Annotated in this window: 17 protein-coding genes; 16 read left to right on the top strand and 1 reads right to left on the bottom strand. The window is 51.1% G+C overall.

Annotated elements, in window-relative coordinates:
* Positions 1-72 precede the first annotated feature (72 nt).
* From rpsF to rlmH, 16 genes are all read left to right on the top strand, one after another.
* Entirely contained in the window at positions 73-360 is a 288-nt protein-coding gene (gene rpsF / locus I656_RS11715) for a 30S ribosomal protein S6 (protein WP_011232945.1), read from the top strand.
* A 30-nt stretch (positions 361-390) separates the two neighbouring features.
* The gene (gene ssb / locus I656_RS11720) at positions 391-885 is read left to right on the top strand and encodes a single-stranded DNA-binding protein (protein ID WP_015376126.1); all 495 of its coding nucleotides are present in this window, start codon (positions 391-393) and stop codon (positions 883-885) included.
* 97 nt (positions 886-982) lie between these two features.
* Positions 983-1,219, top strand: coding sequence for a 30S ribosomal protein S18 (gene rpsR, locus I656_RS11725; RefSeq protein WP_008880812.1), 237 nt, complete (start codon positions 983-985; stop codon positions 1,217-1,219).
* A gap of 136 nt (positions 1,220-1,355) precedes the next feature.
* Positions 1,356-2,282 carry a YybS family protein gene (locus I656_RS11730; protein ID WP_011232943.1) on the top strand — a complete coding sequence of 309 codons (927 nt, stop codon included), beginning with the start codon at positions 1,356-1,358 and terminating at the stop codon, positions 2,280-2,282.
* A gap of 46 nt (positions 2,283-2,328) precedes the next feature.
* Positions 2,329-4,305, top strand: a complete 1,977-nt coding sequence (locus tag I656_RS11735) for a DHH family phosphoesterase (RefSeq protein WP_020754218.1) — start codon at positions 2,329-2,331, stop codon at positions 4,303-4,305.
* Entirely contained in the window at positions 4,302-4,751 is a 450-nt protein-coding gene (rplI, locus tag I656_RS11740; RefSeq protein WP_020754217.1) for a 50S ribosomal protein L9, read from the top strand. Before I656_RS11735 ends, rplI begins: the two co-directional genes overlap by 4 nt.
* Positions 4,752-4,829: 78 nt before the next feature.
* Positions 4,830-6,194: a replicative DNA helicase gene (gene dnaB / locus I656_RS11745; protein ID WP_011232940.1), complete on the top strand. Its 1,365-nt coding sequence runs from the start codon at positions 4,830-4,832 to the stop codon at positions 6,192-6,194.
* 217 nt (positions 6,195-6,411) lie between these two features.
* On the top strand, positions 6,412-7,698 hold the full coding sequence (locus tag I656_RS11750) for an adenylosuccinate synthase (RefSeq protein ID WP_033004964.1): 1,287 nt from the start codon (positions 6,412-6,414) through the stop codon (positions 7,696-7,698).
* 188 nt (positions 7,699-7,886) lie between these two features.
* Positions 7,887-8,600 carry a response regulator YycF gene (gene yycF, locus I656_RS11755; RefSeq protein ID WP_011232938.1) on the top strand — a complete coding sequence of 238 codons (714 nt, stop codon included), beginning with the start codon at positions 7,887-7,889 and terminating at the stop codon, positions 8,598-8,600.
* A gap of 6 nt (positions 8,601-8,606) precedes the next feature.
* Complete coding sequence (gene walK / locus I656_RS11760) at positions 8,607-10,436, top strand: cell wall metabolism sensor histidine kinase WalK (RefSeq protein ID WP_020754214.1); 1,830 nt, start codon at positions 8,607-8,609, stop codon at positions 10,434-10,436.
* Positions 10,429-11,757, top strand: coding sequence for a YycH family regulatory protein (locus I656_RS11765; RefSeq protein ID WP_015376121.1), 1,329 nt, complete (start codon positions 10,429-10,431; stop codon positions 11,755-11,757). Before walK ends, I656_RS11765 begins: the two co-directional genes overlap by 8 nt.
* The gene (locus I656_RS11770; protein WP_013146696.1) at positions 11,744-12,526 is read left to right on the top strand and encodes a two-component system regulatory protein YycI; all 783 of its coding nucleotides are present in this window, start codon (positions 11,744-11,746) and stop codon (positions 12,524-12,526) included. Before I656_RS11765 ends, I656_RS11770 begins: the two co-directional genes overlap by 14 nt.
* Positions 12,527-12,532: 6 nt before the next feature.
* Positions 12,533-13,327 (top strand): MBL fold metallo-hydrolase, encoded by a 795-nt coding sequence (locus tag I656_RS11775; RefSeq protein ID WP_013146695.1) that lies wholly within the window; start codon positions 12,533-12,535, stop codon positions 13,325-13,327.
* A 101-nt stretch (positions 13,328-13,428) separates the two neighbouring features.
* Positions 13,429-14,649: a S1C family serine protease gene (locus tag I656_RS11780; protein ID WP_033004958.1), complete on the top strand. Its 1,221-nt coding sequence runs from the start codon at positions 13,429-13,431 to the stop codon at positions 14,647-14,649.
* 59 nt (positions 14,650-14,708) lie between these two features.
* The gene (locus tag I656_RS17690) at positions 14,709-14,861 is read left to right on the top strand and encodes a CxxH/CxxC protein (protein ID WP_020754210.1); all 153 of its coding nucleotides are present in this window, start codon (positions 14,709-14,711) and stop codon (positions 14,859-14,861) included.
* Positions 14,862-14,944: 83 nt separating this feature from the next.
* The gene (rlmH, locus tag I656_RS11785; RefSeq protein ID WP_020754209.1) at positions 14,945-15,424 is read left to right on the top strand and encodes a 23S rRNA (pseudouridine(1915)-N(3))-methyltransferase RlmH; all 480 of its coding nucleotides are present in this window, start codon (positions 14,945-14,947) and stop codon (positions 15,422-15,424) included.
* 80 nt (positions 15,425-15,504) lie between these two features.
* On the opposite strand, the gene I656_RS11790 is transcribed toward rlmH, so the two are convergent.
* Positions 15,505-16,743, bottom strand: coding sequence for a GGDEF domain-containing protein (locus I656_RS11790; RefSeq protein WP_013146692.1), 1,239 nt, complete (start codon positions 16,741-16,743; stop codon positions 15,505-15,507).
* Positions 16,744-16,768 lie beyond the last annotated feature (25 nt).

The raw sequence follows: 16,768 nt of genomic DNA, 5'->3' as shown, positions 1-16,768 counted from the left end.
AATGTGAGTAATGGTGATTGCTCCTTGCTCTTCGAATGGAAGGGCCGCTTAGACCAAAAGGAGGTGACGAGCGTGAGAAAGTACGAAATCATGTACATCATCCGCCCGAACATGGACGATGAAGCGAGACAAGCTCTCGTGGAACGGTTCAACAACGTGTTGAAAGAAAACGGCGCGGAGATTACGAACGTGACGGATTGGGGCAAGCGCCGCTTAGCCTATGAAATTCAAAAATACCGCGACGGCTATTACATGATCGTCAATGTCGTATCGGAGCCGAAAGCGGTGCAAGAATTCGACCGCTTAGCGCGCATCAGCGAAGACATCATCCGTCATATCGTCGTCAAAGAAGAAGAATAATCTTTTCGACATGATGAAGAGGTGGTTCTGATGATTAACCGCGTCATTTTGGTCGGCAGGTTAACGAGAGATCCGGAGTTGCGTTACACTCCAAGCGGAGTGGCTGTTGCCACGTTTACGCTCGCGGTCAACCGTCCGTTTACAAATCAGCAGGGCGAGCGGGAAACGGATTTTATTCAGTGTGTCGTTTGGCGCCGCCAGGCGGAAAACGTCGCCAACTTTTTGAAAAAGGGGAGCTTGGCTGGTGTCGATGGCCGACTGCAAACCCGCAGCTATGAAAATCAAGAAGGTCGGCGCGTGTACGTGACGGAAGTGGTGGCTGATAGCGTCCAATTTCTTGAGCCGAAAGGAACGAGCGAGCAGCGAGGGGCAACAGCAGGCGGCTACTACGGGGATCCATTCCCATTCGGACAAGATCAGAACCACCGACATCCCGATGAAAAAGGGTTTGGCCGCATCGATGACGATCCTTTCGCCAATGACGGCCAGCCGATCGATATTTCTGATGATGATTTGCCGTTTTAATAAACAAGTCGCTTGAAGCCCCTGTCTTGAAGCAAAGCGCAGGCAGCGGGCCATTCCACCGATGAGGAAACGATGGCAACGGAAAGGAGGAAACAGCATGGCAGGACGGAAAGGCGGCCGCGGCAAACGCCGCAAAGTATGTTACTTCACGGCGAACAACATTACGCATATCGACTACAAAGATGTCGATTTGCTGAAAAAGTTCATTTCTGAACGCGGCAAAATTTTGCCGCGCCGTGTAACGGGAACGAGCGCGAAATATCAGCGCAAATTGACGGTCGCGATCAAACGCGCGCGCCAAATGGCGCTTCTGCCGTACGTTGCGGATGAGTGAGCCGAAAGCAAGCAGTAAGGGGGGATCCTTACTGCTTTTTTTATCTCCTCTGACTGAGCGGACTCCCACTCCCAAGCAGAGTGAAAGTGGGGAAGGAGGTCAAATCACTAAAAAAACAAAGAAAGGGGAACGTCCATTGCGAAAAACGCACGCCCTCACCGAAGCGGCGATTGAGCTCGCGCTGTTTGCTGTTTTGTTTTTGCTTGCGCTGTACGCGCCGGTCATTGGGATTGTCGCCGCTTTGTTTTTAGCGCTTCCGTTTATGGTGTTTACGATGCGCCATGGGTGGATTCCAGCTATGTTGCTGCTGGCGGCGGCCCTTGTCATCTCCGGTTTGATCGGCTCGCTTTTGTCGCTGCCGATGGCGCTTATGTTTGGCACCGTCGGCATGGCCGTCGGCGCGATGCTTTCGAAACAGAAAAACCGTTATCTTGTTCTTCTTGTCGGCGCGCTTGTATTTTTGGCGAATATCGTGCTTGATTACATCATCTCGATTCAATTTTTGCACGTCGATATGATCCAAGATACGCTTGCGCTCGTGCGAGAATCGTTTGACACGGCAATGAATCTAATGAAGGGAATGGGACAAGCGCCGCCTTTGGAGATGCAAAGGCAGTTCGAACAAGGGCTGAAGCTGATCGGCTATATGGTTCCGACGCTGTTTGTCATCGCTTCGTTTGCGCTGGCGTACGCGACGATCATCGTCTCGCTGCCGGTGATGAAGAGGCTGAAGCTGCCGGTCGGTTCATGGCCGCCGTTTCGCGAGCTTATGTGGCCGAAAACTGTATTGTGGTTGTATGTCTTCGTGCTCCTTCTCTCCTTGTTCCCGTTCAAAGAAGGATCGTTTGCCTATATCGCCGTGTTGAACTTATCGTATGTGTTGCAGCTGGCGATGATCGTGCAAGGATTTTCGTTTCTTTACTACGCCGCTTACAAAAAAGGGGTTGGCAAAGGTGTGGTGGCGGCAGGGACGGTTGTTTGCTTATTCCTGCCTTTTCTACTTTATCTTGTGGCGATATTCGGTATAATTGATTTAGGATTTGATTTGCGCCGCCGCATATGATAATTGGATCAGGCGAGTCATTTCTTCAGTGTAGGAGCTGACTTGAATGTCCCATTTTTATGAAAGGAAAGCGTATCGCTATCCGTTATATGCGTTAGCCGCCTTGGCGGTGCTTATGGCGATCGGCTTGTTTTACTTCCAATGGCTGCTTGGCCTCGTCGCCCTTCTTGGCGTCGGGTTTGTGCTTTATTATGTCATTGGGGCGCAACGCTCCTTGCATAAAGAGTTGGAGCACTATATTTCCAATTTGTCGCACCGGGTGAAAAAAGTAGGCGAGGAAGCGTTGATGCAAATGCCGATCGGCATTATGCTCATCGATGAAGGGGGAGAAATCGAGTGGTCGAACCGTTTTTTGGCCGCCTGCTTTAAGGAACAGACGCTTGTCGGCCGCTCTCTCGCCGAGCTTTCCGAATCGTTGGCCGCTTTTGTGAAAAGGGGAAAAACGGACGAAGAGATCGTCGAATTGAACGGAAAGCAACTGAAAGTGGTCATTCGCCGCTCGGAACGGCTTCTTTACTTTTTTGATGTTACTGAGCATTTGGAATTGAAGCGGCAGTATGAAGCGGAACGGCTGGTGCTCGCCATTATTTTTCTTGACAATTATGATGAAATTACGCAAGGGATGGACGATCAGGCAAAAAGCCAACTAAACAGCCTCGTCACGTCCGTGTTGAACCGGTGGGCGAACGACTATGGCATTTTTTTAAAGCGGACGTCATCCGACCGATTTATTGCCGTATTGAACGAACATATTCTTGGGCGGCTCGAGAAAAGCAAATTTTCCATTCTCGACGAAGTGCGAGAGCAGACGGCAAAACATCATGCCCAGCTGACGCTGAGCATCGGCATCGGCGCCGGCGTGTCCCAGCTCCCGGAGCTCGGGGCGCTCGCCCAATCAAGCTTGGACTTAGCGTTGGGGCGCGGGGGCGATCAAGTCGCGATTAAGCAAGGAAATGGAAAAGTGAAGTTTTACGGCGGCAAAACGAACCCGATGGAAAAGCGGACGCGCGTCCGCGCCCGCGTTATTTCCCATGCGCTTCGCGAACTGATTGCAGGAAGCGACAAAGTGCTCATCATGGGCCATAAATATCCCGATATGGACGCCATGGGAGCGGCGATCGGCGTTTTAAAAGTCGTCCAATCGAACCAAAAGGAAGGGTTTATCGTCGTCGATCCGGCCAAAACGGATGCCGGGGCGCAACGGTTGCTTGAGGAAATGAAAAAACATGCTGAATTATGGTCAAGATGCCTAAAACCGGAGCAGGCGCTTGAGCTCGTCACCGAGGATACGCTTTTGATCGTCGTCGATACGCATCGTCCGTCGCTCGTCATTGAAGAGCGGCTATTGTATCGCACCGACCATATCGTCGTCATTGATCACCATCGCCGCGGCGAAGAGTTCATTGAGGCGCCGATTCTCGTCTATATGGAGCCTTATGCTTCTTCGACATCGGAACTCGTCACCGAGCTGTTAGAGTACCAACCGAAACGGATGAAGCTGACGATGCTCGAAGCGACCGCCCTGCTTGCCGGCATCGTCGTCGACACGAAAAGCTTTACGCTCCGCACCGGCTCGCGGACGTTCGACGCCGCGTCATACTTGCGCGCCCAAGGAGCGGATACGGTGCTTGTGCAAAAATTGCTGCGGGAAAGCATCGCCAACTACGTCAAACGGGCGAAATTGATCGAACGGGCGGTGATCGATGAGCATGGCATCGCCATCGCCAAAGGCGGCGAAAACGAGGTGCACGACCAAGTGTTGATTGCGCAAACGGCCGATACGCTTCTCACTTTAAGCGGCGTCGTTGCCTCGTTCGTCATTTCCAAGCGGTCCGACGGGACGGTCGGCATCAGCGCCCGCTCGCTCGGCGATGTCAACGTGCAAGTCATTATGGAACGGCTTGGTGGAGGCGGACATTTGACAAACGCCGCCGCCCAATTGTCCGAAGTGACGGTGGAAGAGGCGGAGCGGCAGCTGCGTGAAGCCATTCATGACTATTTCGAGGGGGGGAAGCCATCATGAAAGTCATTTTTTTAAAAGATGTGAAAGGAAAAGGGAAAAAAGGGGAAATCAAAGACGTCGCCGACGGTTACGCAAACAACTTTTTGTTCAAACAAGGGCTCGCCATTGAAGCGACGCCGGCGAACATCAAAGCGCTCGAGGCGCAAAAACAAAAAGAGCAGCGCCAAGCGGCGGAAGAATTGGCCAATGCGAGAAAACTGAAAGAAGAGCTCGAGAAGCTGACGGTGGAAATCCCGGCGAAAGCGGGCGAGGGAGGCCGTTTGTTTGGCTCGATCACGAGCAAGCAAATCGCTGAGGCGCTTCAGACCCAGCATGGCTTAAAGCTTGACAAACGGAAAATCGAGCTTGCTGATGCCATTCGCTCCCTCGGATATACGAATGTGCCGGTGAAGCTCCATCCGGAAGTGACAGCGACCTTAAAAGTGCACGTCAAGGAACAAAAATAACGGTAGCGACGATGCCCCCGCCCGCTATGGCGGGGGCATTATCGACGGAAATGAAACGGGGGAAAAGGCGGTGAGACGATGAGCGAACTTTTTTCAGAACGAATTCCTCCGCAAAGCATTGAAGCCGAGCAGGCCGTGCTTGGCGCTGTGTTTTTGGATCCCACTGCGCTGACGCTCGCCTCGGAACGATTAATTCCCGAAGACTTCTACCGCGCGGCCCATCAAAAAATTTTCCACGCCATGCTTCGCGTCGCTGATAAAGGCGAGCCGGTCGATTTAGTGACGGTGACGGCGGAACTGGCCGCTTTGGAGCAGCTGGAGGAAGTGGGCGGTGTCTCCTACTTAAGCGAGCTTGCTGATTCTGTGCCGACAGCGGCCAACGTCGAATACTACGCCCGCATTGTTGAAGAAAAATCATTGCTTCGCCGCCTCATTCGCACGGCGACATCGATTGCCCAAGATGGCTATACAAGGGAAGATGAAATTGACGTTTTGCTCGATGAAGCGGAACGGAAAATTATGGAGGTTTCCCAACGGAAACATTCAGGCGCCTTTAAAAATATTAAAGATGTTCTCGTACAGACGTATGACAACATTGAAATGCTCCATAACCGGAACGGGGACATCACCGGCATCCCGACCGGATTCACGGAACTCGACCGGATGACGTCCGGATTTCAGCGCAGCGACTTGATTATCGTCGCCGCCCGGCCATCGGTCGGGAAGACGGCATTCGCATTAAACATCGCCCAAAATGTGGCGACGAAGACGAACGAAAATGTCGCGATTTTCAGCTTGGAAATGAGCGCCCAGCAGCTTGTGATGCGGATGCTTTGCGCCGAAGGCAACATCAACGCCCAAAACTTGCGCACTGGCAAGCTGACGCCGGAAGATTGGGGCAAGCTGACGATGGCGATGGGCAGTTTGTCAAACGCCGGCATTTATATTGACGATACGCCGAGCATCCGCGTCAGCGACATTCGCGCCAAATGCCGCCGCTTGAAACAGGAAAGCGGCCTCGGCATGGTGGTGATCGATTATTTGCAGCTCATTCAAGGAAGTGGGCGCAACCGGGAAAACCGCCAGCAGGAAGTGTCGGAAATCTCCCGTTCGTTAAAGGCGCTCGCCCGCGAGCTCGAAGTGCCGGTCATTGCTTTGTCACAGCTGTCGCGCAGCGTTGAGCAGCGCCAGGACAAGCGGCCGATGATGTCCGATCTTCGCGAATCGGGGAGCATTGAGCAAGACGCTGATATCGTCGCCTTTTTGTATCGCGACGACTACTACAACAAAGATTCCGAGAACAAAAACATCATCGAAATCATTATCGCCAAACAGCGGAACGGCCCGGTCGGGACGGTGCAGCTCGCCTTTATTAAAGAGTACAATAAATTCGTCAACTTAGAGCGCCGTTTCGATGAGGCGCAAATTCCACCGGGGGCGTAAGACGGACCGCGCTGCCGGCGTCGAGCGCCTTTTTGTTCTTTTGGTCTTTGACTATTTCCCCGTTTACACCCGCGGCGTTGAAGAGGGAGCCTTCCTGATCATTAATAAACGAATAAAAAAGACGATATTTTCTTTTAATGTTCGTGTTTCATTGACTTTATGGCTGAAAACTGGTACACTGACAATGTTTAGACCGAGGAAACTGGAGGTGCTCGCCATGTCGTCAGTCGTTGTTGTCGGCACGCAATGGGGCGATGAAGGGAAAGGGAAAATTACGGACTTTTTATCGGAAAATGCGGAAGTGATTGCCCGGTATCAAGGGGGAAACAACGCCGGACACACGATCGTGTTCAACGGGGAAAAGTATAAGCTGCACTTGATCCCGTCGGGCATTTTTTATAAAGATAAAATTTGCGTCATCGGCAACGGCATGGTCATTGATCCGAAAGCGCTTGTCGCCGAGCTTTCCTATTTGCATGAGCGCGGCGTTTCGACCGATAATTTGCGCATCAGCAACCGCGCCCATGTCATTTTGCCGTATCATTTGAAATTGGACGGACTCGAGGAAGAGCGGAAAGGCGCCAATAAAATCGGCACGACGAAAAAAGGAATCGGGCCGGCGTACATGGACAAGGCGGCGCGCATCGGCATCCGCATTGTTGATTTGCTTGACCGCGATGTGTTCGCGGAAAAGCTGGCCCGCAACTTGGAAGAGAAAAACATGTTGTTCGAAAAAGTGTACGGTACCGAAGGGTTCCGCTTCGAGGACATTTTTGAGGAGTATTACGAGTACGGCCAGCAAATCGCCCAATACGTCTGCGACACATCGGTCGTATTGAACAATGCGCTCGATGAAGGGCGCCGCGTCTTGTTCGAAGGAGCGCAAGGCGTCATGCTTGACATTGACCAAGGAACGTATCCGTTTGTCACGTCGTCGAATCCAGTCGCTGGCGGGGTCACGATCGGCGCCGGTGTCGGGCCGACGAAAATCAAGCATGTCGTCGGGGTGGCGAAAGCCTATACGACGCGCGTCGGCGACGGGCCGTTCCCGACAGAGCTGCACGATGAAATCGGCGACCGCATTCGCGAAGTCGGCCGCGAGTATGGGACGACGACCGGCCGTCCGCGCCGCGTCGGTTGGTTTGACAGTGTTGTTGTCCGTCATGCCCGCCGGGTGAGCGGCATTACGGACTTGTCGCTTAACTCGATCGACGTGTTGACCGGCATTGAAACGTTGAAAATTTGCGTCGCCTATCGCTACCGCGGCCAAGTGCTCGAAGAATTTCCAGCCAGCTTAAAAGTGTTGGCCGAATGCGAGCCGATCTATGAAGAACTTCCTGGCTGGACGGAAGATATCACCGGGGTGAAAAGTCTAGACGAGCTACCGGCGAACGCCCGCCATTACGTCGAGCGCATTTCCCAGCTCACCGGCATCCCTCTTTCGATTTTCTCCGTCGGACCGGACCGTTCGCAAACGAACGTCGTCCGCAGCGTCTACGCGTAAGCGGCAACAGTGGACGGTGGCAGGCAGCGTATAAACAATGCAAACGACAGGCATAGATGCGCGCGCGTCTATGCTTTTTTCTTTGATCGGCTCCTCAAAATGGCAATCGGCAAAGGATGATTTCATGTTCATAACATGGTAAATTAGTAATGATAGGATTCCATCGCAAAAGGAAGGATGTGAGCGAGATGGAAAAACGCATTTTAGTCGTTGATGATGAAAAACCGATTGCCGATATTTTGCAATTTAATTTGCAAAAAGAAGGATATGAAGTCATTTGCGCCTACGACGGCGAAGAAGCGCTGCAAAAAGTTGAAGAAACGATGCCGGACTTGATTTTATTGGATATTATGTTGCCGTTAAAAGATGGCATGGAAGTATGCCGTGAAGTGCGGAAAAAGTATGATATGCCGATCATTATGCTGACAGCGAAAGATTCCGAGATTGATAAAGTGCTTGGGTTGGAGCTTGGTGCGGACGATTATGTGACAAAGCCGTTCAGCACGCGCGAGCTCCTGGCGCGGGTGAAGGCAAACTTGCGCCGCCATGCGCAAACGGCCAACCAAGAAGAAGGAGAAAACGAAACAAATGAAATCGTCATTGGCCCGCTCGTCATCCGTCCGGACGCGTATGTCGTGCAAAAGCGGGGGGAAACCATTGAACTGACCCACCGCGAATTTGAACTGCTTCATTACTTAGCGAAACATATCGGCCAAGTGATGACGCGCGAGCATTTGCTGCAAACCGTCTGGGGCTACGATTACTATGGCGATGTGCGCACCGTGGACGTGACGGTAAGACGTCTGCGTGAAAAAATTGAGGACAACCCTTCCCACCCGAATTGGATCGTCACAAGACGGGGAGTCGGCTATTACTTGCGCAATCCGGAACAGGAGTCATGAGCCAGCATGAAAAAAGTAGGTCCATTCCGTTCGATTCATTTTAAGTTTGTCATCATTTATGTATTACTGATTCTCGTTGCCATGCAAATCATCGGCGTGTACTTCGTTCGCAAGCTGGAAACGGAGCTTGTGCAGAACTTTAAAAACTCATTAAACGAACGGGTGACCTTGCTCGCCTATAACGTCGAGCAGGCGATGAATCGGGAGCGCGATGAAAAAAGCCCGACATTGGAAGAAGACATCCGTTCGCTTCTTCATGATTTCGTTTCCCAAGACATTTCCGAAGTGCGCGTCATCGATGAGAAAGGGAAAGTGCTTGCGACATCCAATCCGTATATGCAAAACATCGTCGGAAAGCGGACGACCGAGATTTATGTAAAACGTTCCCTCGTCACCGGCGAAATCGTCGACCGGATGCTGCTCGATTCGAAAACAGGTCATCGCATGTACATTTCGTCGACTCCGATCAAAACGAGCGGCGAAATCAAAGGTGTCATTTACGTCATCGCCTCGATGGAAAACGTCTTTTCGCAAATGCGGCAAATCAATATGATTTTGGCGACCGGGACGGGGATCGCTCTCGCCATTACCGCCGTGCTCGGCATTTTTTTGTCGCGCACGATCACCCGGCCGATTTCCGATATGCGCCGGCAAGCGCTGGCGATGACGAGGGGAGATTTCTCACGCAAGGTCAAAGTGTACGGCTATGATGAAATCGGCCAATTGGCGATGACGTTCAATAACCTGACCAAAAAACTGCAGGAAGCGCAGGCGACGACGGAAGGGGAACGGCGCAAGCTCGAGTCCGTCTTGACGCATATGACGGATGGCGTCATTGCGACCGACCGTCGCGGGCGCGTCATTCTCATTAACGATGCAGCGTTAAACATTTTGAATGTTTCACGTGAAACAGTGCTGTCGAGTTCGATCGTCGACGTGCTTGGCATTGCCGACCAGTATACGTTTGAAACGCTGCTTGAGGAGCGCGATTCGCTCATTTTAGATTTCAGCACGGATGAGGAACTATATATTTTGCGCGCGTCGTTGTCGGTGATTCAAAAAGAGGGCGGATTTGTCAACGGGTTGATCGTCGTTTTGCACGACATTACCGAACAGGAAAAAATCGACCGCGAGCGGCGGCAGTTTGTCGCCAATGTGTCGCATGAATTGCGCACGCCGCTCACCACGATGAAAAGCTACCTAGAAGCGCTCGCTGACGGCGCTTGGCAAGATAAAGACATCGCGCCGAGGTTCATTCAAGTCGTGCAAAATGAAACGGAACGGATGATTCGGCTCGTCAACGACTTGCTCCATCTGTCCAAGCTCGACAGCAAAGACTACAAGCTGAAGAAAACGTGGATCAATTTTTCAGCCTATTTCCATAAAGTCATTGACCGATTTGAGTTGACGAAAAGCGACAACATCCGGTTCGTTCGCAAAATTCCGCGCGAGGCGATTTTTATTGAAGTTGATGAAGATAAAATTACGCAAGTGTTAGATAACATTATTTCGAACGCTTTGAAATACTCTCCGCAAGGCGGGACGATTACATTTCGCGTCCGCAAACTTTCTGATGAAATGATTGTCAGCGTCAGCGACGAAGGGGTCGGCATCCCGAAGGCCGATTTGGCGAAAATTTTTGAGCGGTTTTACCGGGTCGACAAGGCCAGGTCGCGCAAATTGGGCGGTACGGGGCTTGGGCTGGCCATTGCCAAAGAAGTCGTGCTCGCCCATGGCGGAACGATTTGGGCGGAAAGCAAAGAACATAAAGGGACGACGATTTATTTTACGCTGCCGCTAGAACGCGAGCAAAAGGATGACTGGTGCGATGTATGAAACGATCAAAACCATCGTGTTGACGTTGCTTGTGCTCATCAGCATTACCTTAACGTTTGCCTTATGGACATATCATCCGAAATACGACGTGTTGCAAAACGACGAATACATTCAACACGTCTCCGTGAGCAATACGCAAGTGGATACAGCGATGGTCGTGCAGCCAAAGCAGATTCTCATTCATAAAAACGGCGTCCCCTATGCTGTGACGAAAGACGAAGAGAAAAATGAAGTGCTGAAAGAAATGAGAAGATGGACGCTTGACGATTTCGAAGATGTTTCGTCTTCTGTTCCGCAAGGGAAGTTTTTATCGTTTTTAAATGGCAAAGAGCGGCTTGAGATCATTTACCCCGATGAGGTGCCGATCGACATATACCGATTGATTTTCACGATCGATGACAGGGGGCTCGACGGCTTGGCGTTTGACCGCCTGCTCGTCCCGCTCGGCGGGAAGGACGAGTTCCCCATCTACTTCATCGCGACCGACAAGCGCAAAATTTACAAAGCGATTGCCAGCGATGCCTCCTTATCGGCGATCGGCCGGCTGGCGAAAGAAACGAGCCATTTTCCGCGTTATTTCGCTTATCCGGTCAGCGAAACGAAGCAGTTGTATTTGCCGGAAAAAGAAGTGGTGCTCAGCAGTCTGCAATATTATACCGACGAGCTGGACGCAGACAAGTTTAAAGAAGCGCTCTTTAGCGATCCAAGCTTTGTCAAAAAAGATTTGATTCCGTTTGGCGAAGAATATACAGACGGTTCGCGGCTGATGGACGTCGATTTTCTTCAACGGATGCTGCTGTATGTGAATCCAGCGGCGCGCGTCTCGAATATGGGACAAACAGAGCAAGAAACCCATATCATCCAAAAAAGCATTGATTTCGTCAATGAGCATGGCGGTTGGACGGATCTGTATCATTTCGCCCGCTGGAGCGAGGAGGATCGAAAAGTCACGTTCCGGCTTGTCGTCAACGGCTATCCAGTCTTTAATGAATACGGCATGTCAGAAATCGTGGAGACGTGGGGAGCGTCCGATTTGATGAAATACCAACGTCCGCTCTTCCGCCTTGAAATCGCGGATCGCAACCGCACACCAAAAACGCTGCCGTCCGGCCATGAGGTCGTCAACTGGTTCGAACAGACGAAAGGCGTTCGCAAATCGCTCATCAAAGATATCGCCATCGGCTATGAGCTCATCAAAGATCCCGAGCGGGAAAAAGTCATCCGCCTTGAACCGGCATGGTTCTACTTGTACGGACAAACGTGGAAAAAGGTGGACACGAGCGATGAGGCGGGAGGAGGGGGAACAAATGGACTGGAGTAAAACGAAGACGATTTTTATTATCGTGTTCCTCATCCTCGACTGCTTTTTAGGCTATCAGTTTATGGAAAAACGAAACAGCAGCCAGCTCGATGTCATTTTGGAAACGACGATTGAAGAGCAGCTTGAGGCGAACGGCATTACGTATGTGGATCTGCCGAAAGAAGTGACGAAAGCGGCGTATGTCAGCGGCAAAAGCCGCTCATTCACCATGGCGGATGTAAAAAAGCTGCCCGGGCAAAAAGTGAAAATCGAAGGAGAAACGAAAGTCAAAGGGACGTTCATCGATCCGGTTGCGCTGCCGATTGACGATCCATACCAGCTGCGTGAGTTTTTGCAGCGCTACATCATCGGCGGCGGGCAATATGCCTTTTGGTCGTTTGATGAAAAACAAGGAATCTTGACCTGCTACCAAGTGTATGACGGTAAGATGATTTACGGCAATGAAAACAGCAAGCTCGTCATCCATGTCAACGGGAGACGGGAAGCGCTGTCGTATGAACAGACGATGCTCAGCGACTTGGAAAAGTACGAGCGAAAGCAAGATATCGTCCCGGCGATTAAAGCCATTGAGACGTTGTACCGAAAAGGGCATTTGCAGCCGGGCGACCGCGTCACGAAAGTGGAGCTTGGCTATTACGGGCTTGTTCAATTTACTGCATCCCAAGTGTTGACTCCAACTTGGCATATTGTTGTCAATCGGAAGGAAGACTATTTCGTCAATGCGTTTGAAGGGCAAGTGATCAATGATCAAGGAAATGTGCTGGAGTGAAAGAACATGACGATGCGATTTAGTGTGCTGGCCAGCGGCAGCACCGGCAACGCCTTTTACATTGAGACAGACCGCCAGCGCCTGCTTGTTGACGCCGGTTTGAGCGGCAAGCAGCTTGAGGAGTTGTTTGCTGAGATCGGCCGCCATCCAAAGCAGCTTGATGCGCTGCTTGTCACCCATGAACATAGCGACCATATTAAAGGGCTCGGGGTGCTTGCCCGCAAGTATCGGCTGCCGGTGTATGCCAATGAAAAAACGTGGCGGGCGATGGAACAAGCGGTCGGCGACATTCCGCCCGAGCAAAAATTTGTCTTTCCGCTCGGCGCGGTAAGGACGTTCGGCGATGTTGACGTCGAATCGTTCGGCGTCTCTCACGACGCCGCCGAGCCGATGTTTTACGTTTTCCACTATGAAGGGAAAAAGCTTGCGTTGCTCACCGATACCGGCTATGTGAGCGAGCGGATCAAAAAGACGATTGAAAACGCGGATGTGTTCGTGTTTGAAAGCAATCATGACGTCGGCATGCTGCGGATGGGGAGATATCCATGGAGCGTCAAGCGCCGCATTTTAAGCGATGTCGGCCATATTTCGAATGAGGAAGCGGGTTTGGCGCTTGCTGACGTGATCGGCGACCGGACAAAGCAAATTTATTTGGCCCATTTGAGCCAAGATAACAATATGAAAGAGCTGGCGCGCATGACCGTGACGCAAGTGTTGGAACAGAAAGGCTTAGCGGTCGGCGCCCGCTTTCGTTTGTATGATACCGATCCGCGTCGGGCGACGGCACTAGCGTATGTATAAAGCCCGTTTTGCCGAAACTGAGGGAGACACATTTGTTGGATTTTTTCTCCTGTTCATGATTATAATGAGGGATGGAGACGAATGTGGAAAGGAGGGTGAGCATGGGATACTACGACGACCATTATGAGCCGTACGAACAAACGAGGAGGAAGCGGCGCAGCGGATCGTTTGTTTCCGCGCTTGTCGGCGCCGTGTTAGGAGGGCTGCTCGTCCTCATGTCCATTCCGGCGCTTTCCCGTTGGGATATCCTCCCGTATGATGTTGTGCCGAATCAAAGAGCAGAGGAAGAGCCAAAAACAGAGGAAAATGGAACTCCACCGATTCGGCAGAGTGTTTCCGTAGATGTGACGACGGCGGTGACAAAGGCGATCGACCAAGTGTCGGATGCGGTTGTCGGCGTTGTCAACATTCAAGAAGCCAGCTTCTGGTCGCAAGGAGGCGAGGCTGGCGTCGGATCGGGCGTCATTTACAAGAAAGCGGGAGGCCGGGCGTTTATCGTCACGAACCATCATGTTGTTGAAAACGCCAGTCAGCTCGAAGTGAGCCTCAAAGATGGGACGAGAGTGCCGGCGAAGTTGCTGGGCAGCGATGTGCTTATGGATTTAGCCGTCTTGGAAATTGACGCGAAGCATGTGAAAAAAGTCGCCCAGTTCGGCAACTCCGATACAGTGAAGCCAGGCGAGCCGGTCATTGCCATCGGCAACCCGCTCGGCTTGCAGTTTGCCGGCTCGGTGACACAAGGCATTATTTCCGGAACGAACCGGACGGTTGAAGTCGATTTGGACCAAGACGGCGCTCCAGACTGGAATGCAGAAGTATTGCAGACAGATGCGGCGATCAACCCGGGCAACAGCGGCGGCGCTCTCGTCAATATCAAAGGGCAAGTCATCGGCATCAACTCGATGAAAATCGCCCAAGAGGCGGTTGAAGGCATCGGGTTCGCGATCCCGATCAACACGGCCATTCCGATCATTTCGGACTTGGAAAAATACGGACAAGTGCGCCGTCCGTATATGGGCGTTGAACTTCGCTCGCTGAGCGACATCCCATCGTACCATTTGCAGGCGACGCTCCATTTGCCGCCGAACGTAACGGAAGGAGCGGCGGTCATTCAAGTCGTGCCGATGTCGCCAGCCGCCCAGGCAGGCTTAAAACAGTTTGATGTCATCGTGGCGCTTGATGGCGAAAAAATCCGCAATGTGCTCGACTTGCGCAAATATTTGTATACGAAAAAATCGATCGGCGACCGGATGGAAGTCACGTTTTATCGTGATGGGGAAAAACGCACGGTCACGATGAAGTTGGCGCGTGAGTCGTATTAAACGAAAACGATGGAGGAGCGGAAACGCTCCTTCTTTTTTCCACAAGGAAAGGAGCGAGAATGATGATATTCACATGTGAGGAGCACATCGATATGGCCATTGACGAATATGTGGATGAGACGGAGCAGGCCCCTGATGTCATGTTTGTGGATAACAGCGAAAAACTGTGCCGTTTTTGCGAGAAAAAGGCTGTCTATGCCGTAGGATGCTGATGTTTTTGCACAATATGTGGATATGTGTTGTGTATATGTGGATAAATATTGTTGATAAGTTGTTTGTAAGGTGGGGATGATGTGTGCATATTTCCATTGCCGCTGTGGGCAAATTGAAGGAAAAATATTTAATTCAAGGGATCAATGAGTACACAAAGCGTCTGTCCGCATATGCAAAAATTGAGATAATTGAGGTCGCCGATGAAAAAACCTCCGAACGGGCAAGCGAACTTGAGGAAGAGCAAATCAGACAGCGGGAAGGCGAGCGGCTGTTGGCGAAAATTCCGCATGACGCCCACGTCATCGCGCTTGCGATTGAAGGAAAGATGAAATCGTCCGAGCAATTTGCCGCCCGTCTCGATGAGCTCGCCACCTATGGCAAAAGCAAGGTAGTGTTCGTCATCGGCGGCTCGCTTGGCTTAAGCAAACAAGTGATGGCGCGCGCTGACGAGGCGTTGTCGTTTTCGAAAATGACGTTTCCTCACCAGCTCATGCGTCTCATTTTGCTCGAGCAGATTTATCGTGCGTTTCGCATTAACCGCGGGGAACCGTATCATAAGTAAGGGAAATTTCCGTTTATTTACTAATTGAACTGCTTCACCTTAGGTTGCGCTAAGGAAAAGTCAAGGGAGAGCCGCCTAATTTATGCAACTCCCCCGCATTGGGCTGATACTTTATTTTTGCCGCTTTCTTTCGAACGGAGCAATAAATGGTCGGCATAAATGTACGCTTTTTCAATTGACATCGTTCCTTCTGCTTGACAAAAGTAAAGACCGAACGACGACGTATAGGCAATGGGACGTTTCGCCGCCATATAATCGACCAACACGGTGCTGCGGCGCACTGCTTCTCGAATCTCCTCGACAAGCCGGACGCTCTCTTCAAATGTGCGATTACGCAAAAACATCGTAAATTCTTCACCGCCGCTGCGGAACAAAAAATCGCCCTCTTTGAGAAACTGTTTCAAGGTTGAGGCGAAATGGCGGATCACCTCGTCGCCGACGGCATGGTTATACGTGTCGTTGATCGTTTTAAAATTGTCGATATCGGCGACGACGACGCCAATCCATTCACCGGATCCGTTTAGCTTGGCGATCGTTTGATCCATGTAGGCGCGGTTATGGATGCCGGTCAAAAAGTCGGTGTAGGCCATTTTTTCGAAGTGGTCGCGTTCTAGTTTATGCTGGATGCTTTGCGATTTGGAAAAAAACGAGCGGCTGACGAAGTAATTCAGCAAAAATAAGCTCAAAAGCATATCCCACCGCTGTTCTTGCAAAAAGAGAAATAACAGACCGTTTGTCAGCGCCGTTTTTCCCATGTCCATCCAGCTTCTCGTCTTAATAAAATCCAACGCCTCGCGCTGTGTCTGAATGTCGCCGGTTATATAAAAAATGATGATCAGGCAACAGTCAGTCAAAAAGGAAACGACGATGACGAGCAGGAATAAAAGCAGCCAGAAGCCAATGAACGGAATAGACTGAAACAGCGGACCAAGGAGATCGTATAAGGCAAACGCGAGCGAATTGAACGTCACAAACGAACCAATGTTGTACAATGTGTGCAGCCATTCATCGGGTTCCGCTGTTTTCAAATATTTTTTGGCTATATGTTCAGTCAAGCGAAACAACGCTTCAAAGATAAACAGCCCGAACGGGCCGGCAAATAAGCAGAAGGATAAACTGTAGTTAATGCCGTAATCAACGGGAATATTGTTTTTCGTTTTGTCTATGACGCGCAAGTGTGAATACAAGCTGGAAAACAGCCAATAAAACAGCAAAGCGATGACATAGGTGCGATCGAAGAAAGGCGGCTTTGACACAAACACAACAGCAATGGACGCGGAAAAAACAGCAAAAATAATCGGTCGTGCTCGGAGTAACATCTCGGCTCTCTCTCCTATAAATCTG

The sequence above is a fragment of the Geobacillus sp. WSUCF1 genome, from assembly GCF_000422025.1.
GTDB classification, from domain to species: domain Bacteria; phylum Bacillota; class Bacilli; order Bacillales; family Anoxybacillaceae; genus Geobacillus; species Geobacillus zalihae.
Note: the sequence above shows the minus strand (reverse complement) of the source record. Positions and strands in the feature narration are given on the sequence as shown.